Annotated in this window: 18 protein-coding genes and 1 pseudogene; 3 read left to right on the top strand and 16 right to left on the bottom strand. The window is 43.5% G+C overall.

What is annotated here, in order from left to right:
* The first annotated feature begins 104 nt into the window (after positions 1-104).
* Positions 105-434: an antibiotic biosynthesis monooxygenase family protein gene (locus AC58QC_RS11875; protein WP_497415350.1), complete on the top strand. Its 330-nt coding sequence runs from the start codon at positions 105-107 to the stop codon at positions 432-434.
* A 331-nt stretch (positions 435-765) separates the two neighbouring features.
* Here the strand turns inward: AC58QC_RS11875 and AC58QC_RS11870 are convergent, their stop codons facing one another.
* Positions 766-948, bottom strand: a complete 183-nt coding sequence (locus tag AC58QC_RS11870; RefSeq protein ID WP_497415349.1) for a hypothetical protein — start codon at positions 946-948, stop codon at positions 766-768.
* A 202-nt stretch (positions 949-1150) separates the two neighbouring features.
* On the opposite strand from AC58QC_RS11870, the gene AC58QC_RS11865 reads away from it, so the two are divergent.
* Positions 1151-1321 carry a hypothetical protein gene (locus AC58QC_RS11865; protein WP_497415348.1) on the top strand — a complete coding sequence of 57 codons (171 nt, stop codon included), beginning with the start codon at positions 1151-1153 and terminating at the stop codon, positions 1319-1321.
* 69 nt (positions 1322-1390) lie between these two features.
* Here AC58QC_RS11865 and AC58QC_RS11860 read toward each other — a convergent pair.
* The 5 genes and pseudogenes from AC58QC_RS11860 to AC58QC_RS11840 form a co-directional block, all read right to left on the bottom strand.
* Positions 1391-1630: pseudogene (locus AC58QC_RS11860) on the bottom strand (alpha-L-rhamnosidase-related protein); the annotation flags it as partial.
* 100 nt (positions 1631-1730) lie between these two features.
* Entirely contained in the window at positions 1731-2909 is a 1179-nt protein-coding gene (locus tag AC58QC_RS11855; protein WP_497415347.1) for an N-acetylglucosamine-6-phosphate deacetylase, read from the bottom strand.
* Positions 2906-3679, bottom strand: coding sequence for a glucosamine-6-phosphate deaminase (locus tag AC58QC_RS11850; protein ID WP_497415346.1), 774 nt, complete (start codon positions 3677-3679; stop codon positions 2906-2908). Before AC58QC_RS11850 ends, AC58QC_RS11855 begins: the two co-directional genes overlap by 4 nt.
* Before the next feature lie 251 nt (positions 3680-3930).
* The gene (locus AC58QC_RS11845; protein WP_497415345.1) at positions 3931-4584 is read right to left on the bottom strand and encodes a response regulator; all 654 of its coding nucleotides are present in this window, start codon (positions 4582-4584) and stop codon (positions 3931-3933) included.
* Complete coding sequence (locus AC58QC_RS11840) at positions 4581-6731, bottom strand: sensor histidine kinase (protein WP_497415344.1); 2151 nt, start codon at positions 6729-6731, stop codon at positions 4581-4583. The genes AC58QC_RS11845 and AC58QC_RS11840 overlap by 4 nt, the downstream gene beginning before the upstream one ends.
* Positions 6732-6931: 200 nt before the next feature.
* On the opposite strand from AC58QC_RS11840, the gene AC58QC_RS11835 reads away from it, so the two are divergent.
* Positions 6932-7492 (top strand): hypothetical protein, encoded by a 561-nt coding sequence (locus AC58QC_RS11835; RefSeq protein ID WP_497415343.1) that lies wholly within the window; start codon positions 6932-6934, stop codon positions 7490-7492.
* Between the two features lie 761 nt (positions 7493-8253).
* On the opposite strand, the gene AC58QC_RS11830 is transcribed toward AC58QC_RS11835, so the two are convergent.
* The 10 genes from AC58QC_RS11830 to AC58QC_RS11785 all read right to left on the bottom strand — a co-directional run bounded on the left by AC58QC_RS11830 (position 8254) and on the right by AC58QC_RS11785 (position 21513).
* Positions 8254-10041 carry a copper amine oxidase N-terminal domain-containing protein gene (locus AC58QC_RS11830; RefSeq protein ID WP_497415342.1) on the bottom strand — a complete coding sequence of 596 codons (1788 nt, stop codon included), beginning with the start codon at positions 10039-10041 and terminating at the stop codon, positions 8254-8256.
* A 63-nt stretch (positions 10042-10104) separates the two neighbouring features.
* Complete coding sequence (locus AC58QC_RS11825) at positions 10105-10275, bottom strand: hypothetical protein (RefSeq protein ID WP_497415341.1); 171 nt, start codon at positions 10273-10275, stop codon at positions 10105-10107.
* A 729-nt stretch (positions 10276-11004) separates the two neighbouring features.
* Positions 11005-11700 (bottom strand): hypothetical protein, encoded by a 696-nt coding sequence (locus AC58QC_RS11820; RefSeq protein ID WP_497415340.1) that lies wholly within the window; start codon positions 11698-11700, stop codon positions 11005-11007.
* Positions 11701-11897: 197 nt separating this feature from the next.
* On the bottom strand, positions 11898-12878 hold the full coding sequence (locus AC58QC_RS11815; RefSeq protein ID WP_497415339.1) for a DUF4365 domain-containing protein: 981 nt from the start codon (positions 12876-12878) through the stop codon (positions 11898-11900).
* Between the two features lie 976 nt (positions 12879-13854).
* Positions 13855-15630: an aminopeptidase P family protein gene (locus AC58QC_RS11810; protein ID WP_497415338.1), complete on the bottom strand. Its 1776-nt coding sequence runs from the start codon at positions 15628-15630 to the stop codon at positions 13855-13857.
* Positions 15614-16735 carry an ethanolamine utilization protein EutH gene (gene eutH, locus AC58QC_RS11805; RefSeq protein WP_497415337.1) on the bottom strand — a complete coding sequence of 374 codons (1122 nt, stop codon included), beginning with the start codon at positions 16733-16735 and terminating at the stop codon, positions 15614-15616. The genes AC58QC_RS11810 and eutH overlap by 17 nt, the downstream gene beginning before the upstream one ends.
* A gap of 322 nt (positions 16736-17057) precedes the next feature.
* Complete coding sequence (locus AC58QC_RS11800) at positions 17058-18317, bottom strand: Gfo/Idh/MocA family protein (RefSeq protein ID WP_497415336.1); 1260 nt, start codon at positions 18315-18317, stop codon at positions 17058-17060.
* A 36-nt stretch (positions 18318-18353) separates the two neighbouring features.
* Entirely contained in the window at positions 18354-19190 is an 837-nt protein-coding gene (locus tag AC58QC_RS11795) for a carbohydrate ABC transporter permease (protein ID WP_497415335.1), read from the bottom strand.
* Between the two features lie 12 nt (positions 19191-19202).
* Entirely contained in the window at positions 19203-20111 is a 909-nt protein-coding gene (locus AC58QC_RS11790) for a carbohydrate ABC transporter permease (protein ID WP_056613950.1), read from the bottom strand.
* A gap of 103 nt (positions 20112-20214) precedes the next feature.
* A complete protein-coding gene (locus AC58QC_RS11785) occupies positions 20215-21513 on the bottom strand; it encodes an ABC transporter substrate-binding protein (RefSeq protein ID WP_497415334.1) in 1299 nt (432 codons plus the stop codon).
* Positions 21514-21546 lie beyond the last annotated feature (33 nt).

Raw genomic sequence — 21546 nt, 5'->3', positions numbered from 1 at the left:
AAGTCGCCTGCCTAGGACGATCACATCAATTGGAAACGATGGAATCCATCTGATATACTTACTCCAATAAATGGGTTATATTTTCATTTTGACGGAGGATTCTAATGTCTAATTCAAGTATGTTTACTATGGCCATGTACCGCCCCCAACCGGGTAAAGAAGCCGAGCTAGCCGAGATTGTCAAAGGACACGTCCCGATGCTTCGCGAAGAAGGGCTTATCACGGATTTTCCGCCGGTAACGCTTCAATCTGTAGACGGCACTCTTATTGAAATATTCGAGTGGTTATCCGAGGAGGCCAAGGACAAAGCGCATACATCCCCAAAAGTATGGCCGATTTGGGAAAACATGATGAAAGTTGCCGAGATGGTAAGCCTTTCGTCGCTGCCTGAAGCAGACAGGCCTTTTCCGAATTTCAAAAGAGTCACTCTCTAGCCAAGGAAAATGCTGCATAATCGCATCAATCACGTTGGTATCTCCGTGTACGTGAGTATAATACTGCATAATCGCATCATTCTGGTGGAAGCGTCGAGGAATGTAGATTAGTTAGTAGAAAAAGCCCGGGGATGCTTTCCCCCGGGCTTTCGCTTTGTCTCTGAAAGCAACTATTTATTGTCTGCCTTCGCTTTTTTCACTACTGTTTTGGTTTGGTTTTTGGTTTCTTTGTTTGGCTGATTTTACACTCTTTTTTTGGTTTGTCATATCTTAGCCCACCTATCTCAAGTAATTGGAATACAGAGTCAGCCTATTTTTTTGATGGCTTTGATTAGCTGTTATCAAGATTGATTATTTCATCTAGTTCTGTACTATGTTCGTTTGCGGCTGCACTAATTTCTTGATCAACCTTATTAATTCCTTGAATTTGCTCCGCGGCTTCTGCTTGATTGTTCAATTGCTTAACAATTTGTCCAGTGCCATGAGCTCCTTGCTGTCCTCTATTTGATGTCATCGTAATTATCCTCCTTTTCCAAGATCGACTTCCAGCTATATTATGAGGCTATTTTCCAACCTTATTCACGCCATTAACCAAATGATTAAAAAAGGTTGGAAAATGAACACACTGCCAAGTAAAAAGATCTCCAGTTCTAAATCGGAAACTGGGATAAAATGAAAACCATCGTCTCATACTAACGACGATGGAGGTGAACACGTTGCCCAAAAATGAAGCTGATCCAAAGTATGACCGTGAAGATAACCGAGCAGATAAGAAACACAATCAGCAGAATAATGCCAGTTTCCTCGAAGAAGAGCAAACGCTAACGAGCAGCAATGCCGCTGATTCCGTCCCAAGTTTAAATGGTATTCCCAAAAATCAGATTTGAGTTCTGTGGGGCTGCTCTTCTCTTCACTACTGATGGGAAGAGCAGCCTTTTAAGCGAAAATGAAACAAGCTACACTTCAAACCTAATACTTCCCAGAGTGAATTCGAATGACCGTGCAATCACTCTCTTCATCTCCATCACCAGGGTATTCTGCGCAAAAGGTGGATTAGGACCCGCATCTGCCCAATCTCCAAATCCATGGCTCAGAACATGATGATTTGCTTTACTCGCTAAATAATTAACATAGTGAACCATCGTCTCATAATGCTCATCCAGCAGGCATTTATCCACATACCAATGGTACATATGAAATGCAAGAAGCCAGCAAACTCAAGAGTTTGCTGGCTCTTTTCTAATTTTGTGCAAACAAGGAGAATTACTGCCACTACGATATGGCGATGCGATACTATTAGTCCATTATTGGTACGCCTGCCTTGTATACCCGTTCGACCCCAATCTTGGCGCCTAATCTTCGGAACGTAACCAAATCTGCAGGTGCTCCTACCGCAAGTCCCATCGCTGCAGACAGGCCCATTTGCTCAGCTGGCCGAAGCGATGCCATCTCCCACGCCATTTCAAAATTCGCGAGACCTCGTTCCGTAAGATGGCAAATGGCGTCGGTTAGCAGCGTAACAGAACCGGCAAGCAGCTCTTCATTGTTCTCCATGTGCAGTCTACCGTTCGGCGTGAGAACTACGAAGTCACCGATATGGGCAGCATACCGGCCCGGTGCCATACCTGCAAGCGACACCGCATCACTGACCAGGAATGCACGCTCTTCCTTTACCTTCAAAATTACCTTCAGCACCTGATCCGGCAGATGGAAACCGTCTGCGATAAGCCCACAGCTCAACTCATCCAGCGCCAGTTGCTCCCAGAGATAATTGGGGTGCCTCGGAAGCAGTTTGTGCGCCCCATTGCCTAGGTGTGTTGACATTCGCGCTCCGGCGGCTACCGCTGCTCTGATTTGTTCGGGCTTGGCTGAAGTATGTCCGATAGAGACAACAATTCCTGACGAGACACAACATGAGATGAAACTTTCACTACCTTCCCACTCTGGAGACATCGTTAACAGTCTTATTCGCCCTCCAGATGCTTCTTGCCAGCGCTGCAGCAATTCCCAGTCTGGCGCTACCACGTGTGCAAGAGGGTGTGCGCCCCGTGCGCCGTCCTCGGGCGAAATAAAAGGTCCTTCGAGATGAATACCGCCAACAAAAGTCGAACTAGCTGGGTTCTGCTTGCAATCTTGATCAATTGCGGCAAGTAGCTTGCCCAGCTCCTCGTTTCCGTTCGTGATGACAGTTGGATAAAATGTCGTTACGCCCTTCATGGCAAGCCGGCGAGTAATCCTCTCCAACGGGATGTGGTAACCTTCCGCAGGCAGTAGATTAAAGTCATCGCCCGCGTAGCCATTTAACTGCAGATCGACAAGTCCAGGGCCAACGAAAAGGCCGGGCTCCATCTCTGACGAGAATGGCGGGATAGACGTAACAGCGGATATAAGGCCATTCTCCACTGTAATTCGTATCGGCTCGCCAGTCCGGTAATGCAGCGCCGATATTTCCGTTGTGTTCGATTGAATCGTCATAGTCCCTCACCAAATGCATCAAGGTCGGTATAGAGCGTACAATCCGGGTGACGCCTTAGAATCGTGGATGGGCAAGTTATGGAAAGTGGCTGCTCTAGGTCCACGGTACGGCGTACCGCCTCTCTTTTGCGCATGCCTGGCACCATACAGAACAGCTTAACCCCGGACATCAGCGCGGGAATCGTCAGCGTCGCTGCATGGGTTGGTACATCATCGATCGTAGCAAAGCATCCGTCATTCACCTGCTGCTGTCTGCAGACGGCGTCCAGTTCAACTCTTTTGATTGAAACAGGATCATTGAAATCAGCAACTGGAGGATCATTGAACGCCAAATGGCCGTTCTCGCCGATCCCCATACAGACGATATCGATGGACTCCTCGGACAGTAGTGCACCGTAGCGTGTGCATTCGGTGTCCGGATCAGCGCTGGAATCAATTAAATGTACCATCCCCGGATGCACCCGCTGAAATAACCGATCATTTAGATAACGGCTAAACAGCTGCGGCGAGTTCTGAGGCAGGCCGATGTACTCATCCATATGAAACGCAGTGATACGGCTCCAGTCGATTCCCGGAAACTCGGCAAGTGTATCCAGAAATTCGTTCTGCGAAGGCGCAGCCGCAAAGATCATTCGGATGCCGTTGTTCCTTTCCAGCAACGACCTAATGTATGTCGCGGCTTCCAACCCTGCCGCCTTGCCTAAGGTAGACCGATCTTGATACACCTTTATCGCCAACTTCTCGGCACTGGAACTTACGATTGGTGCCATTTCGATCTCTTTCATTGTAATTCCTCCTCTACCGTCGTAATAATTTTTCCATCTGATTAACAGATTGATCAGCTCTACTGGGCTTTCTCTCTAACTTTGAGCGCGTTGCATGCTATGGAAACCCCTGTTATCATGAATGCATACAAAAACCATCCAGGAGGCTTCAAAATGGGCAACGAAAGAGGCAGAGGAGCAACGCTCGCGAAGAAGTTTTGAAGTGCAAGAAACCAAAACACAACTTTGTAGTGACCTTACTTTTCTAGGTCTGCTGCTTCATGAGAATTCCTAAGCACCTTTTTGGCTTCGTGACGGTCTTGAACTTGAAGCTTATTTAATATATTCGTAACATGGTTGGCAATCGTTTTCGCGCTCAAATGCAGACGGGATGCAATTTGTCCATTCGAGTATCCGTCCGCGATCAGCTCAAGCACTTCCGTCTCTCTGCCCGTCAGTTCGGAGAGCGCCGGATTTAACGGCTGTAACTGCTTCGGCATCGTAAAATAATGCATCATGCGTGCTGCGATATCGGAGCTGAATACAGCACCACCGCCACCAACTATTCGAATGGACTGCAGCAGCTCCATTTCCCCGGCATCTTTAAGCACATAACCTCGTGCTCCCATTTGCATGGCCATAAAAACGGACTTGTCGTCTTTTAGCATCGTTACGATGAGTATTTTTTGTTCAGGCTGCTTTTCCCTGATCATTCTCGTCGCTTCGATACCGTTAATGCCCGGCATCCGAATGTCCATGACAATGACATCAGGCCGCAGGGAAAAGGCAAACTGTACCGCTTCTTCCCCGTTTGAGGCTTCTCCTACTACCTGCAAATCTTCTGTAGTTCCAATTAAGTTACGCACGCCTCCCCGAAATAGCGGATGATCGTCTACGAGCAAAATTCTCACTTTATTCCCTCCCCACGCAGTAGCGGCAGCAGCGCCATTATACGCGTACCGCCAGTTTCCAATCTTTCAAATATGCATTGACCGCCAAGCTCTCCCGCTCTCTCGCGGATTGAGGTCAGTCCGATGCCACCATTTCCTGATGGCTTCATCGGAACAGGAATGCCTTTCCCGTTATCGATGACTTCGACTTGCAGCTCCTGCGCCGGCGTTAACCGTATATATACATCACAAGTCGTTGCCTCTGCATGCCTTATGACATTAACTAATGATTCTGTTACGATGCGATACACCGCTACCTCCACCGCTGCTGGCAAAGCTGGAAGCGCCTCCAACACGTGTAATTTCACACATATCGGGTCATTATGCAGTGTAGCTGCCATTTGACCGGACGTCTTCAAGATCTCGTCAATGCGTGCCTCGATAGAGCCTAACAGCCCAAACTCGTCTAGCGTCGGCGGGCGCAAATCGTGTACCATTGTGCGGATTTCGTTTACAGTCGTTCGGATGACCTGCCTCAGTTCTCCCAGTAGCTCAATCGCCGTTTCTGGGCTTTTTCGAATATACTGTTCCGCAGCTGCTACGTTAAACGCGAGCGACATCAGACGCGGCGCAAGATCATCGTGAAGATTTCTTCGGATTTGCCTTCTCTCTTCCTCACGAGCAAGCACCAGACGTTCACGTGATACCTGCAAATCTTTGGCCAGTAGTTCCATACCGGCAGTCATATTTATATTTTTGGCGATCGGCACGGCCTGGCGAAGCAATATATCTAGCAGCTTGCTATCTTCCGTGCTGAATGCCTCTCCTGGCGAACGACTCGACAGCCAGAGCGTTCCGAGCTCTTCACCACCGTGGATAAGAGGAAACACATGCATATCATATTTTTTTTCACCAACGGATACTGCCATCGTTTCCTGACCGTTCATTCCGATCGAGATGGCGACATGCGGAAGCCGAAGTGCGTCTTGAATCGTTCGGGCGACGACACTTAACACCCGTCCTGGCGCCATGGGTTTTATCAGGCTGTCTCCCAACTCGACCAACACGGCAAACGGGTCATCATGCCTGCCTTTCATCAACCGATTCACGATACGCTGAAGCCACTGCTTGAGCGGTGCGAATAAAATTGCGACGATGGAGGTTGCAATCAGCGAGATGATATAGCTTTTCTCGGTCTGGAATACGCTGCTTAAATAAAGTACAGATGCGGAGTAGACGAGTACGATGGCAAGGGACAACACACCATAGACAATCGTCCGGTTGACGAGCGGATCGATATCCCATAGGCGATGACGCAGGATGGCAAATGCAAGCGTCAAAGGAATAATAGAGACAAATACATGCAAAGCGACGGTTAAATAAATGTAAGAGAGAGGGCTGAACGCTGCATCCGAAACAAAAAAGGCACTTACTCCGAAAAAACCGAGAAACGAAATTGTGACGCCGTAGACGACCCATTTTGTCTGCTGCCGCTGCTCGGCATTGGAAACGTTCCTGTATCTATAAATTTGCGAATAAATGATACTGCCGATGGCAGTCAAATAGTAAAGGATTCTCGCTGTTCCGGACCATTGATGCAAATTAATACTGGTATCCGGCAGTAGGAAGCTGGCGAACTGAACCACGCTAAACGGGATCCATACGAAGAATGTCCAGGAAGGTGCTAGCTTACCGCTCGGAAACAATAAGAAAAACAAAAATAACGTCATCCAGCCGACAGTGCTGATTCCATCCGGCCACCTCTGCAGCACCTTACTTCCTTCCGAAGCGAGATAGACGAGCGAGGGAAATGTAGTACCATACGCAACGAGGGCGAGCACGGCAAGCTTCCCCATCCGCTCCAGCCCGCTCTTCCAAAGGATGATGCCCGCGCCCGTATAAAAGATGAAGGCAAGCCCGCAGTCAATTGCGACGAGAACCGCAGCATACGAATCGACCGTTAAGCTGTATTGATTCAGCACTTCTGTCGAGGTCAGCGGTGGAGCCAATGAACCGCATGACTGCAGGATGCAATGATTTCGCAGCTTTTCATAATAGTCTGAAATACCGCTAATGAAAAAAATAACGATTATGGCGCTAATTGCAACCATAAGCGCCTGAAATAGCCATTCCGTTTGACTGCTGAGTTTCTTGCTTAACTGCCTCATATTTCCTCCTAATCGGGCGAGTTTGCTATATGGAAATTATAACCTCTGACCCAGAATCTGTATATGACTTGCGGATTGCTTCCCGGATCTACCCATAAATCTTCCTGTCTCCGCTAGGTAGGGGATACTCTCGTTGACGGGAACGATCATTTGGTACAATTCGTTACAAGGAAGTCAAAAAACAGTTGGAGGTTGGCAAAATGACAGCAGAAAAAGTAGTGAAATTGCTCGGATTTATCTGTTTCTTAGCTGGAATCGTACGAATTGGAATGACACCGTCGTCGCTCATCTGGGGAGACGACAGCACGCCGAAAGTGATTTGCGGGTTTATTGCTTGTATCCTCATGTCCGTCAGTTCCATTGCGCTGTATATGGCACAGTCTAAGGAGACTGGCATATTGGGGTTTATTTCCACAATGCTTATCATGATCGGCAATTTGCTTGTTGCATCTAACTTTTACGGTCTGTTCGCATACGGCGAATATGCCGAAAAGGGGCAGTTGTTCGTTGATCTTACCGGAGCTGTCTCCGGTATGGGGATGCTGCTCGGAACTATCATTCTGATGATCGTTACTTTCAGAGCAAAAGTATTTCCTCGTTGGACGATTATCCTTTTTATACTCATGCTCGTATCGTTCGGAATGCCGGGGCTTGAGAAATGGTTCGCCTTCTTCTGGGGCTTGGTGTATGTAGGAATGGGCTTTATGGTATGGACAGGAAATTTTTTCCCAAAGGTGAATACAAAGGAATTAACCGCTTAATTACAAGCAAGGAACTCCGGCCGTGTGGTCAGAGTTTTTTGACTTTTTTAGCGCAATGTAAGGCTCAATAAAAAAAACGCAATAATATGCGGTTCTTGTCATGTTTTTGAACTCAATATGGATATGTGTAGGGGGATGGACATGGATATTGGTAAGGCGGATACAGGCAGTATATCGGGGATGCATGATCGCCACAGCGATGATCCAACATGCTTTGTCTAGTCTTCATGAACGAGAACCATTGCTCCTTTTGTTCGTAACCCTAAGAAATAAGCAAAAGCGTGTACCAGAATCTCGGGTTCCGGTCCGACTCCAGTAACACAAATGAAATATATCCATTAACCGATGGAACTAACGCTTTTGTTAGCATAACAACGGCTGCCCTAGGGCAGCCGTTTCATGTCATAATCAAAGTTCACCATGCCGCTTCCTCTACACTAGTGGATTCTTGGCCGTTGTTCCAAGTTCTGCACAGCTTCCATGGCCTACGTCTAACTAGGAGAGACTCATCTTTCACTTTTCCTTCTTGCGAAGCCTTTTTAACGATTCGGCTGATTCACTTGATGTTACGGCCTAGTATGATGCTAGCCCTGTCTCAGACAAGTACTATTGTCGAAGTTGCTTTACGCACAGATTTCGCCATACCTAAGCAACCTAGCTACAAGGGTAGCTTGGTCCTCCCTAGATAATGTATGCCTCTGGGCATGTCAGCATGCAAAAGGGCTGCCTTTCGGCAGCCCCTGGCTTGTATGCACCACTTTTTAAGGAATCATAACGACGAGTTCACTCAGATAATTGGTTGTGGATACTCCTTTAGGAGGACCGAATTCGAATTCTACATACTCTGCATATTTGCCGGTGGAGTCACTAATCTGCAAGGAAATTGGCGCATACCCCACCGGCAACCATCTGGCAGTAGCCTTGTAGCGGCCAATCGGTATTTGATCAATGCCCGCTCCACCTGAAATCGGACCTCCGCGCTTCGTTATCGTTTGACCTGCACTGCCATCGAGCAGCGAACCGACGGGTTTCAGCGTTACTTCCAGATCGCTCATATCGAACTCCGGCAGCGAATCGTCCGATGATGTAAAATACGGATAAATATAAATCTGTCCATCAAATTTGCTCCAAGTAAAATCACGGACGGCTCCAGTACTTCCCGAAAGCGGAAGATCCTTGTCAGCGTTTAAATGGAAGGTGTAATTCATACCGTTAAATGATTTAGTTACATCGGCGCCCATATGCCATGAAGTAGCTAAGTGAGGCAGCTCGATCCGATAGTGTCCCGATTCATCGGTAACTCCAAGGATATTGCTGTCATAAAGCAATGTGTTATCGGCAAAAACGACGATATCAGGGATGGGTTGACCTTTTGCATCGTGCACATACCCTTTGACGACATAGGGCTCAGCAACCTCTTTCACAGGATCGGGGATTGGAGCAGGAGAAGGGACTGGTGATGGTGTTGGCGTCACATCTGCTTCATCAATCCGAACTGTCGCCTCGTTGCCACTCCTGGAGTAAGACACCTGGTACCCGCTGTTTTCCGCTACAAAGCGAAGCGGGACTAAGGTGCTGCCATTTAGGATTTGGGCAGGGACATCCAAGCTCACGTTTTTTCCATTCACGATTGCGGTGATGCTATTAATTGTCAATTCAATCGTGAGACCTTCCTTGATTCCAATCGCCTTTTGGGACCATTCAGTCTCCTTCCACTGGACCTCGAAGCCAAGCGTTTCGAATAATTTACGGAACGGGACGAGTGTTGAACCATCTTTCAGTATCGGTCTGACTTGATCAAACCGAAGCTCTTGGCCATTGAAAAGAACATGAATCAGCGGACTTTCTGAAGTTGGAGCTGGGGTTGGTGTCTGAGGTGTTGGCACAGGCTGCGGGATTGGTGTTGGTGTTGGTGTTGGTGTTGGTGTTGGTGTTGGTGTTGGTGTTGACGAGCCAGTAGTTTCTCCTGTTGTCATCGGACTTTTATATTTTATCGGTTTGGAAACAACGGTTCCTTGCGGAGTCAAAATCTCTAAGACATAATATTGCGTTTCCTTGATCGTGCCGTTATCGCTAGCGTACAAGTCTAAGTTAAGCTCACCCTCGAATTCACCGACGGGTTCTTTAATATCCTTACGAAAGCCTGGGTTGATGATGATGCTTTCATGTGTTGTACCGCTTGACGATGTAACAGTTTTATCCTGTACAATGCCGAGCAGCCACCCCGTTGTTACATGGTTGGTTCTCCATACCCCTTGGTAATTATCCTTACCATAAGCATCCGTGGAACGTAGTACGACGGAATTGATAACCGTATGCTGAGCTAAGCTCAGTCGCAGCTTGAAGTGACCATCCTTGTTGCCCTCAGGCGTAAAATCAGCTGCACCTACAATGTCAGATGACGTTTCAAGCAAGCTGAACTCCTTGATTTGCACGCCTGCAGGTGTCGTCTCGCCAAAAGCGCTGGCGGTACTGCCGAACGCCAAACAGCCCGCCAATAAAAGTGTGATTGCTGAAGTTTGTTTTCCTTTGCTGAATTTAAATGTCATAGGTTCAATTCTCTCCTTTTGAAAATACATTGTTATATTCAAATAAGTCCAGTTAACTGCTACTTACGCTTCCGGTTTGGCTTCTGGCTTGGCTGCTAGAATCACTCCCGGTTTTGTGGTTTTCATCGCCTCTGGCTTCGCTTCAGGCTTTGCACTAACCGTTGCGGGAACAGCCATTGACGCAAGCAATGCAACCCCTAAAATCCATTTCAAGCCTTTGTTCACTTTGATCATCGTTATAACCTCCAACTGTTGAGTTTGCTTTCTGGATTTATCATACAACACGTGCAATTCACTTTTCTTGAGACACAGCTGGGAAATGTTTGGGAAAAACTCGGGAAACAACTGGGAAGCTTTTCGGGAATATAGATTCATTCTTCTAGCATGATCTCTTTGTCAACTTCAAAACATATTTATCAGCCAACACGAGGCCGACGGCGGAGACAGCAGTTGCTAAAAAGATCATTTTCTATACTTAAAACTTATTTGTCTACTTCAAAACTTATTTGTCACCCGACATCCCATTGTTGGATGACAAATAAGTTTTGAAATGAATAAAGCCAGCAACCACAAGGGTTTGCTGGCTTTTTCGTAAAAATCATAATGACAAATAAAGATTTGAAATAGATTTTGGGGTAAATTGTATGAATTACAAATTAGTTTTGAAATACATATGACAAATTATTAAAAACAGATGGCTCGCTGTTAGCGCAATGATAGCTGCTTCGCACTTCAACATATGATAAGCTTCACTAAGTCATTTGGGACTATACCTTGTTTGATAAGAGAAATTCGATAATGAATAACAAAAGCCCTCGTAAACCATTCAAGATCAAGGTTTGGTTGCAAGGGTTCATTTATTATACATAGTAGTCGTCCCCTTATTTTTGATATCTCCAATTATAAGGGGTTAATTCCCATTTTAAAACGGCTTCGATGGCGGTCTTGTTATTAAACGAATAATTATCGCTCAATATCCGTATTAAATACGCTCCGATAATAGCCGATAGCCAAATATTCAAGACAAGCTCGCTGATATTCATCTGCTACTTCTACATAAGAATATCCCACATTATCGAGTATCAATCCCAAGGTATCTTCGACATCCGGAAAAATTCTATCGATGCGATCACGCAGCTGTACACTGGTATTGTATTTGCGTCCATTCGACTCTTCATATTTCTTTATAGCTGATGTTCCAAGCGGCAATAACCGATGATGATCAAGCATCAGATGCTGTGAATATCTTTTATAGACGTTTCCAGCTTTGCCGATATATAACGGAATGTGAGCATCACTTAAAACATCAATCCTCAGCTGTTTCCAATAATCAAGCACATCCATCGTAACAAATTCTTTCTTGCTATTCTTAAAGCGAAGTTCAGGATGAAACCCATTCTTCGGAAGCAGTAGAGACTTATTACCTGTCCACCAAAACACATATACTCCAGCTTTATCAGTGGGCTTCTTAATGTGATTCCTGCTCTTAATGATGACAGGATCGCCAATATATTCACGCTTTGTTTTACCATCTTGTCCACGTTCCATCTTATATCTCTGAATGGACTTATCGACACCTGTCGATACAAATTGCGCAAGAATTTGGCATTGAAGAGTTTCCAAATCTTTTAACTTCGTTTGCAACGGATGATTATTCATGTCTCAGCTCACTTTATCTTTTTCCAGTATACAACAAACCCAATTGCAGTGCGGTATTGGGTAGCATTTTATTGAGACTGTATTCGTTTTGAAGTGCTCTCAATTTAGTGGCTCTTAAGCTTTTATATTCTTATAATATATTCTTACTGATAGTCATCAGTTATCTGAAGCAAGGGCTCACTAGCTTTATTTAAATGCTATGTACTAAGATAAGAAGTGACGCTTATGAAGTCTCGACCAAACGAGTTTAATTCCAGATATATTTTATATATAGAGTTTGAGTTACTCGTATCAGTTAAACTAACCTCTGTTCCCCTTACTTCTTTCCAATCCTCGGGAGTTAGTGGCACTTCTTTCTCTCCAATTTCTTGCTCATTCAAGAACAACTGTGCCCAAGGAAGTATAGCTTCCATGTTATTCATTAGATATTTAAATGGAAAAGCTTCTTTCCAGAAAATCCTTTTAATCAAGTTACCTGACCCATCTTCAAGTAACAGATTTGAATTAAGGCCATCAATTTCCAGAGCAATTTTTCCACCACTTGATAAATGCTTCATATATGGCAATTGGAGTTTTAAAGCAGTAAGTCTTAAATCAAAGGCAGACTGCTCTGGTGCGACCATCTCTAATTTTGGGATTAAACTCTCCTCTAATTTTTGATTTTTGGGGATCTTTATCTTCCAAGAGTTATTTAAAGTCTTGATCTTCTCTTTTTTAACTTCAACCCAATAACAATGGTCAACGAAACCTGATGAGATCTTTTCCCTAACTACATATACAATGATCACTGGAAGGGAATAGTTCAGCCAGTATAGTAGGTGTTTGTATTTACCATAGAATACAAAATGATCATGTTTTTCTGTGACATAGCTTTCTCCATATTTAATTTGGGCAGCTATCAACCTTCCCGTTGCTTTATTATCCTTTTTAATCTCAAAATAAGCATCAATTCCATAATCAGTACCACCTTGATCACGGTAAATCCAATTAATAACTTCTGGATCACTTATTTTCCCATTTACAATACCTGCCCCAGCTGACCCTTTATCTTGATTGCTCCCTGATGGGTACAAATCTTCAATTTTTTTATCTATTTCTAAAAACTTTCTGTCGTCATCTTCTGTTTCGTCGTCCCATTCATTTCTGCTTTGTTCGTTAATTTCTTCAGCACTGAGCATATTCCAAATCCCCCCATTAAATATTCCTTCTTGATTTTAATTCTCTTTTATGAATTATACAATATAGCATAGATGAAGGTGTATAGCAGAGTGATTGTGCCACAAGCCAATAGCCCCTGACTTATCAAGGGTTTTTATTAAATTTGAGTATATGTATGTTACAAAGTATTTTGTACATATATCTGTATCAAGTAAGTGACGATTCGGCAGGATACACTTGATGTTACGGCCTGCTATGTTGCTCGCCCTGTCTCTGACAAATACTTTTGTCAATGCGCTTTTACTCACAGATTTCGCCATACCCAAGCAACTTAGCTACAAGGCTGGTTTGGCCCCTCCCTTGGTTGGACATTCATCAACTAGATAATGCATGCCTCTGGGCTCTAAAAACAACAAAAGCCCCGACCATATTGTTAGTCGAGACCCTGATGTACTCGATACTACTTCGAAGAATAGTATCGCTTGTTCTAACGGTTTAAAAATATCCTTCCCTCAGCTATCACCAGCAAAACAACCATTTCAAAACATATTTGTCATCTAACAAGTTCTTGTTGGTGACAAATATGTTTTGAAGTGCAAGAAACCAGCAAACACAAGGGTTTGCTGGTTTTTCTTATAAAAGTGATTTGCAAATTAAGTTTTGAAGTGGTTGTGTTGTACAAATAAACTGAAATACAAATAGGTTTTGAAGTACTTCTTACAAACATCTATCTATAGGCCTTATTCTTAATGCTAGTCCGTTACCATAGATTGCTGCCGTTAACCCCGCTACTCCTCCACCCACAACTGCTACATCATATTTTAGCTTCGGAATCATCCCTTTCCATTTTGTACCTTTATGACGGGAAAGGGCTGCGTAATGTGACACAAACAAAACATTGTGGAGTGCTAAATAATGGCGGAGAAGCGAAAAACAAAAAACACCGGGAATTCTATTTAATCCATATGTCTCTTTTGTGTATTAAGCAATACCTATTTATATTTCCCTAGTTTCTTCCCTTAGCCATCCGCTCTCTTCTTCATTTAAATAAGGAGCCAGCTTCGTATATACCTCTTGATGATAATTGTTTAACCATTGCTTTTCACTCTCTGTTAACATATCTTTATTGATACCAGCTAAATCTATTGGGCAATACGTAATTGTTTCAAACTTCATAAATTGACCAAACTCTGTTTTCTCGTCTTCAACGACTAACATCATATTTTCAATTCTAATTCCATATTTACCTTCAAGGTATATTCCCGGTTCATTCGTAATAATCATGCCTTTTTCTAATGTAACATTATTATTATTCCTTATGCTTTGTGGTCCTTCATGAACATTCAAGAAAAAACCTACCCCATGTCCTGTCCCGCATTTATAGTCTAAACCATACTGCCAAATTGGTTGTCTTGCTAAAACATCTAAGTTAGAGCCTGTTGCTCCGTATAAATATTTTACTGAGCTTAATGCAATAAATCCTTTCAACACCAAAGTAAAATCCCTTTTTTGCTCATCGGTAAGTTTTCCCAAAACAATCGTTCGTGTAATATCTGTTGTTCCATCATAATACTGTCCGCCTGAATCAATTAAAAAAAGACCTTCATTCTTAAGAGTATATTCCGTTTCTTTATTGGCTTTATAATGCATCATCGCAGCATGTTCTTTATAACCTGCTATCGTATCAAAGCTAGGTCCAACATATCCTTCCTGCGCCCTTCTGAAATCTTCTAATCTTTCTTCTGCAGTAATCTCTGTAATTTCTTCTTTGTCTACAACGTTTTTTAGCCATTTTATAAATTTAACCATGGCTAAACCATCTTTTATTTCACACCATTTTACATTTTTTATCTCAACTTCATTTTTAATAGCTTTTAAATTAGTCGTGATGTCAGGACTTTCAATATTCTTTGTAATACTGTTAATGGCATTAAATAATCTGCTATTTGTTTTATTCGTATCTAAAATAATGGTATCTCCGCTTGAAAGATTTCCTAAGAAAGTTTGTATTTCATGATTCGCTTTTAACTCGATTCCTTCAGCCTCCAGTTCTAATTTAACCAAAGAGGGAACCTTGCAAGAATCAATAAATAAATAACATTTATGTTCTGCTACGATTACATTAGCTATTACAACTGGATTGTTAGGTACATCGGCCCCTCTTATATTCAAAAGCCATGCAATGTCATCAAGGGAAGTTAATATATAATAATTTGCTCCTATATTTTTCATTTCTTTTCTTACTTCATTTAATTTTTCTACTCGTGATTTGCCTGCATATTTTACGTCATGAGTAAAAATTGGTCCTTTAGGAATCTCCGGTCTATCTTCCCACAGATCACCAATTAAATCTTGATTCATTTTTAATACGATTCTCTTTGCTTTTAGATCTTTTTCCATCTTTTTAACCATATTAATTGAAAAAACATTTCCATCAAAGCCCACAATGCTTCCTTCATTGAGAACATCTGCTAGCCATTCTGAATAAAATGGTACCCCTGGATCCACCATTCTAAATAATCTGATTCCTGAGCCATCAAGCTGCTTTTCTGCTTGAATATAGTATCTACCATCTGTCCATAACCCAGCATCTTCTAATGTAATAACTACTGTACCAGCAGACCCTGTAAATCCTGATATCCATTGTCTACATTTCCAATGTTCTGCTACATATTCACTCTGATGTGCATCAAAACTGGGAATTATATAAGCATCCATTTGATTTTCTTTCATTAGCTGTCTTAACTTTTCGACCCTATCCCTGATATTCATTACTAATACCTCCATTTTCCTTAAGACTAAATTCTTTATTTTCACGATCATATAGCCATGCAGCTAGTACTATACTAATTATTCCGGCTGTAAGCTTTGATATGATAAACGCTCCTAACATTTCTGGGGCTACTCCTGACACAAATCCAAATTGACCTCCAAATACAAATGCTCCACTTACTCCAAAGGCAGTACATACCACTTTTCCTTTAGGATTCATTTCCTTAAATGTTCCAAATATCAACAGATTACTAGCCAAACTTCCTAGAATGCCTGCTACTGACACTGAATTAATTCCAAATTTCTCTCCTATTTCTTTAAAACTATTTTTAAAAATTCGATTGATAAGTGCTAGCATAGGATATGCTCCACCTAAAACAAATGCGATCTTGCCTACTATTACAGTAGATTCAGATAGTGGTGCTAATCCTGAGACAAGCCTTACACCAAATATCACATCTATACCTTGTAAAAGTAATCCAACAGTACTCAAACTCATTATAAGTTTTCCAAATACATTAAAAACTTTTATAAAAACATGAGGAGCTTTTAATAATCCTGCTCCTAAAATAATGGCAAAAACAAATATAGGTACCAGATTCCATACTAATATATTGATATTTATTTTTTGCCATAAGCCCGCTGCAAGACATCCTATTGGTATAGTAATAATTCCAACCAATACACCCTTAGAAAAATATTTTTCATCCTCTTTAGAAAGCATCCCTAACGCGACAGGTATTGAAAAACTAATTGTGGCTCCTAATGTAGATGCGATGATAATTCCTGAGAATGCCCCCATTTCCTCTGTCAATGCTAGCTCATTAGCCATTTGATAGCCCCCCATATCTACAGCTAAAAATGCTGCAGGAACGATAGAAGGATCTAGATGAAAAACTCTAAAGATTGGAATAATATCAGCGGATAAAAAGTTTGTAAATATAGGGACTAAAGAAAGTATTCCTATCATGCCAAGCCCTAAAGCTCCCATGGCCTTTATGCCTTCCTCAAATTTCCCACCCAGTTTCAAATGATTTCCGGTAATATAATCAATAGCTCCGATTACAAAAAAAGAACCGATTAGATATAATACGAATTTATCCATTGTTATGATCACTTTCTATTTACTTTATATAATGTCTTTACTAATCAGCATCTGTAGTATAAAACCAACTATTGTAGATATAAAGCCTTGCTTACATACGTGATTTAGAAATAGGGATTAATCGTTCAAATAATAACTCACCGCTTCGTCCATCTCCTAGGGTATTAAAAAGATGAATGCTCGTTCGTGAGCTTATGAATCAAGAATAAGGGGCTAACCCAAACGGTCTGAAAAGACCCGAGAGATAGCCCCTTCTCTTTTACTCACAAGTGTTCGTTGTTTATAAAAGGGCAAGAAACGATAGAATGATTGCAAAATCTGATTAAGAAATCACACGTTTATAAAAATCTTCGATCTCAACTGGCTGGCCTTTGTTTAAGCGCGACTCCTCCGCGGCAAACGCCATCAAATGGCTTCTCACGGAAACTGAGGCGGAACTTAAGCTCTCCCCACCGTCATACTCGCGAACTTCCTTCAAAAATTGACGAACGATACCGGAGTCGCCACCGCCATGTCCTTCAATGGTAGAATTCACGCGAATCGTCGTTTCTTCTTTCGATACAAAATCATTGACTGTAAACTGGTTGTCTTCCATATTGCCGCGAATGTCGCCTTTTGTCCCCATGATTTGAACGATTCTCGTGTTGTCATGCGTAAATCCGCACATACTGAACGTAGCTGTTGATCCACTTTCAAACTCCATATTGACCACTTGATGGTCAACAACATTGTTATTGCTGCGGTATACGCATTTCCCATAAGGGGTTGTGCGCAATGCCTCCAGAACGCCTTCGCGGCTCGTATCTTGCGTAAACTTCCGCGCCCATCCTTTACCTTCTCCCAAATAGTAACGAGGAGCAAAGTATTGGCAGCTCGCCTCAGCCGGACACCCGTCCAAGCATCGATCGGGTGCCCCTTCCGGTGCATTGGCAGCGTTAAAATGCATCAACGATCCGAAGGAGCTAACACGCACACATGGCTCATCCATCAGATAAGACAAGATGTCCATGTCGTGGCATGATTTCTGAAGGATCATGGGACTCGACTCATCGGAATTATTCCAATTCCCGCGCACAAAGCTGTGTGCCATATGCAAGTTCCCAACATTTTCATTTAATTGAATAGAAGCGATCTGTCCGATCCGTCCCTCGTCTATTACGCGTTTAACAGCCTTCCAAAACTCCGTATAACGAAGTACATGGCAAATGGTGAGCAGTCGGTTATGTTTCTTCGCCGCCAGCTCCATCTCCACACACTCTTTCGGGTCCGGTGACATGGGCTTCTCCAGCATGACATGATAGCCCACTTCAAGCGCTTTAAGCGTCGGATGATAGTGCATGCGATCCATCGTACAGATGATGGCGATATCCGCCATTACAGGCTGTGACAACAGCTCTTCCCACGATCCAAAACAATTCTCTGACGCTATGCCATGAGCTTCAGCGAACGCATTTCTCCGTCCCTCGCTCGGTTCGGCAACAGCGACGATTTCCAGCTCATGCGGGTAATTGATCGCATAGGGCGCATAAGCGCGCGCTCCTCGGTCTCCTGCACCCAACAAGATAGCTTTTAATTTCTTCATGGTTTCTCCCTCTCTCTGTAGAAATACTTATATCTATTATTTCGAACCCGATAATGCAATCCCCTCAATGAAGGAGCGCTGGAACCCCAGGAATATAGCAATCATTGGCCATATGGCTAACATCGAACCCGCCATCACAATCGTGTAGTTCGTTCTATGTTCGCCTTCAAGCGATGCTAATCCGGCCGAAAGCACCATTTTATCCGGGGAAGTGTTGACGATCAGCGGCCACATTAAGTCGTTCCATGACCAAAGAATCGTGAAAATCGCAAGCGCAACCATCCCAGACTTGGCAAGGGGCACCATGATCTGCCAGTAAATGCGGAACTGGGTGCAGCCGTCAAGCTTGGCCGCTTCCTCCAGTTCTTTGGGCAGCGTCATGAAAAACTGACGCAGCAAGAAGGTCCCGAATGCGCTAAATAAACCGGGAACGATAAGTGCTTGGATTGAATTAAGCCACCCGAGCTCCTTCATAATCATGTACTGCGGAATAAGGAACACCTGTCCTGGAACCATGAGCACGGACAGTGTCAGCAGGAAGCAAAAGTTGCGTCCCGGAAAGTCAATGCGCGCGAATGCGTAAGCAGCTAACGAACAAATGATAAGTTGACCTACTGTCTTCCCCACAGTCGTAATTATGGTATTCCAATAAAATGTTAAAAACGGCAAGCTTTCAAATACCTTTGTATAGTTGCTCCACTGGAAATCCTTCGGCACCATAACCGGCGGTATGGCTGTCGATTCGCCCAACGTTTTGACCGAGGTCATAAACATCCAGATGAAAGGGATCACCATGGCAGCAGCCCCAAGGATAAGAATGGTATGGATTACCGCCGCTTGGCCCGGTCTCTTCTTATGAACATTCGCACTCATCGGGTAGCCTCCTTATTCATAATGAACCCACTTCTTCTGCAGCTTCATCTGGATATAAGTCACAATTAAAATAATGACAAACAACAAGACCGCGATGGACGCCGCATACCCTTTCATATTTTGCATAAACCCGTATTTGTAGAATAAGTAGACGACCGACTCCGTAGATTCAATGACGATATCGCGAACCATCATGAAGATCAAGTCGAACGCCTGAAAGGCACTGATCAATGACATCACAGAAACGAAGAAAATCGTTGGTGTCAGGAGCGGCATCGTTATGCGGAAAAACACGTAAAACGTTCCAGCCCCGTCAATCGATGCAGCTTCATAATACGAAGGCGAAATGCCTTGAAGGCCAGATAAGAAAATAATCATATTATTTCCAATCGAGCTCCAGATCGCCACAAGAATGACAGAGTAAAGCGCAAGGTGCGGATCTGTCAGCCAGTGCGGGCCGTTGATGCCAAATATGCTCAGTACGTAGTTCAGCAAACCGTAGTCTGCGTTATATAGCCACTTCCAGACCATCGCTACCGCCGCAGGCATCGTAATAACAGGCAGAAAATATAACAGTCGGTAAATACTAAGCCCGCGAATTTTTTGATTGAGAAGAACAGCTACGAAAATAGAGATAAAAATAGTTGCTGGGACCGTTAAAACAATATAAATTGCCGTATTACGGAACGCTCGATGCAGCTCCGTGTCCGTCAACATCTTTTTGTAGTTATCAAATCCTGCCCAGGTATAATTGCCAAAAGCTCCCCAGTTCATAAACGAGTAATAAATGGTTTGAAATACCGGAAACACGTAGAATATAATCAACCCCACCATCAGGGGGGCAATCATTAAGTAAGCCCACATGAGATCAGAACGACGACTTAAACTTACTTTAGATTTCTTCTTTACGAAAGAACTCATGTCTATTCCTCTCCCAAGAAATGAAATGTGATGCGATTGTAGACACGGCCCTGCTTCGTATTTTCAGGGCCTTGTCTACACCTGTTTTGCTTGGATAATATACTTATTTCTCTGCAGCTAATTTTTCATTCATTAAGGCTGCCATTTGCTTGCCTGCCTCTTCGGCACTGATCGCACCAGCCCAAGCCTTCGTAAATATTTTCGCTTCTTCGCTTGCCCAAGCAGACGTATTCTTGGAAACTGGATACGGTACGGCAATTTTTAACTGATCAATAAACACTTGTAAATTTACGCCTGGAATCGATTTAACCCATGTGTCTTGCGTTCCTTCATAGGCAGGAATAACAGTTCCTTGACTTGCATACACTTCAGCAGCTTCCTTAGAACCAAGGAATTTCAAAAATTCCGCCGCTTCTTTCGGGTGCTTGGTTTTAGCGGATATCACATTGCCCAGACCATGAATAATAACGGCGCTCTTCTTATTTTTTGGAAGCGGAGCAACATCAAACTTACCTTTCAGATAGTCCGTTGCTGCAAAATCTGCTGCATTCCAATCCCCTTCTGCGATCATAGCGACTTTACCAGCTTTGAACATATCAAGTCCTTCTGTATCCGTCATTTGCGCCATGGTTGGAGAAACTTTCTGAACGTTAATCAAATCCGTCCAAAATTTCAGACCTGCAATCGCTTCGGGCTTATCATAGCCAGAGCTCTTCTTATCTTCAGAGATAATATAACCGCCTGCTTGCAGGATGGTATCGTAATAACCGCTCTGGTTATCCAGTGTTGCCGCAATTCCCCATACGCCTTTTGCAGGATCTGTCAATTTTTTAGCCGCCTCAGCTACGGAATTCCAATCCCAAGTAGCGTCTGGATACTTAACGCCTGCTGCATCAAACAAAGCCTTGTTGTACCAGAGACCAGGTGTATCAAAATCTTTTGGAACTCCGTAGTTTTTACCGTTTACTGTGTATAGGTCAACAAGCGCTTTTGGATATTTGCTCATATCCAGAGCATTCGATTTGATGAGATCTGTAATCGGCATCAAAATGCCGTTGGAACCGTATTTCACAATATTCGGTCCATTCATCCAGAACAGGTCCGGCAACGTTTCTCCGATCGCTGCAGTTTCAAGCTTTTGCCAATACTGCTTATTAGGAGTCGTCTCCAACTTAACCTCAATATTCGGGTGTGCGCTATTAAACATTTCGATCACTTTCGTCGTACTCTTGTCGGCTGCCGCACCCCATGTACCGTAAGTCAGGGTTACTTTCTCCTTCGTGCCGGCATCCGGTTTCGCCGTGCCTTTGTCAGTAGTTTGAACCGCCGTACCGCCGCCTCCGCATGCGGACACAACGACCATCATTCCTAGCACCATAGATAAACCCATTTTCTTAACCATTTTCTTTCCCCCTCATAAGATGTTTTGAAATAA

The sequence above is a fragment of the Paenibacillus sp. J22P51 genome (assembly GCF_059692215.1).
This window is presented reverse-complemented; position numbering and strand designations above follow the sequence as displayed.

Bases quoted from the DNA above. Each gene is read 5' to 3' on its own strand.
- AC58QC_RS11830 (WP_497415342.1), bottom strand. From the start codon at position 10,041: ATGACATTTAAATTCAGCAAAGGAAAACAAACTTCAGCAATCACACTT.
- AC58QC_RS11855 (WP_497415347.1), bottom strand. From the start codon at position 2,909: ATGACGATTCAATCGAACACAACGGAAATATCGGCGCTGCATTACCGG.
- AC58QC_RS11825 (WP_497415341.1), bottom strand. From the start codon at position 10,275: ATGATCAAAGTGAACAAAGGCTTGAAATGGATTTTAGGGGTTGCATTG.
- AC58QC_RS11790 (WP_056613950.1), bottom strand. From the start codon at position 20,111: ATGAGTTCTTTCGTAAAGAAGAAATCTAAAGTAAGTTTAAGTCGTCGT.
- AC58QC_RS11815 (WP_497415339.1), bottom strand. From the start codon at position 12,878: ATGCTCAGTGCTGAAGAAATTAACGAACAAAGCAGAAATGAATGGGAC.
- AC58QC_RS11810 (WP_497415338.1), bottom strand. From the start codon at position 15,630: ATGAATATCAGGGATAGGGTCGAAAAGTTAAGACAGCTAATGAAAGAA.
- AC58QC_RS11835 (WP_497415343.1), top strand. From the start codon at position 6,932: ATGACAGCAGAAAAAGTAGTGAAATTGCTCGGATTTATCTGTTTCTTA.
- AC58QC_RS11850 (WP_497415346.1), bottom strand. From the start codon at position 3,679: ATGGCACCAATCGTAAGTTCCAGTGCCGAGAAGTTGGCGATAAAGGTG.
- AC58QC_RS11820 (WP_497415340.1), bottom strand. From the start codon at position 11,700: ATGAATAATCATCCGTTGCAAACGAAGTTAAAAGATTTGGAAACTCTT.
- AC58QC_RS11800 (WP_497415336.1), bottom strand. From the start codon at position 18,317: ATGAAGAAATTAAAAGCTATCTTGTTGGGTGCAGGAGACCGAGGAGCG.
- AC58QC_RS11785 (WP_497415334.1), bottom strand. From the start codon at position 21,513: ATGGTTAAGAAAATGGGTTTATCTATGGTGCTAGGAATGATGGTCGTT.
- AC58QC_RS11795 (WP_497415335.1), bottom strand. From the start codon at position 19,190: ATGAGTGCGAATGTTCATAAGAAGAGACCGGGCCAAGCGGCGGTAATC.
- AC58QC_RS11840 (WP_497415344.1), bottom strand. From the start codon at position 6,731: ATGAGGCAGTTAAGCAAGAAACTCAGCAGTCAAACGGAATGGCTATTT.
- AC58QC_RS11875 (WP_497415350.1), top strand. From the start codon at position 105: ATGTCTAATTCAAGTATGTTTACTATGGCCATGTACCGCCCCCAACCG.
- AC58QC_RS11870 (WP_497415349.1), bottom strand. From the start codon at position 948: ATGACATCAAATAGAGGACAGCAAGGAGCTCATGGCACTGGACAAATT.
- eutH (WP_497415337.1), bottom strand. From the start codon at position 16,735: ATGGATAAATTCGTATTATATCTAATCGGTTCTTTTTTTGTAATCGGA.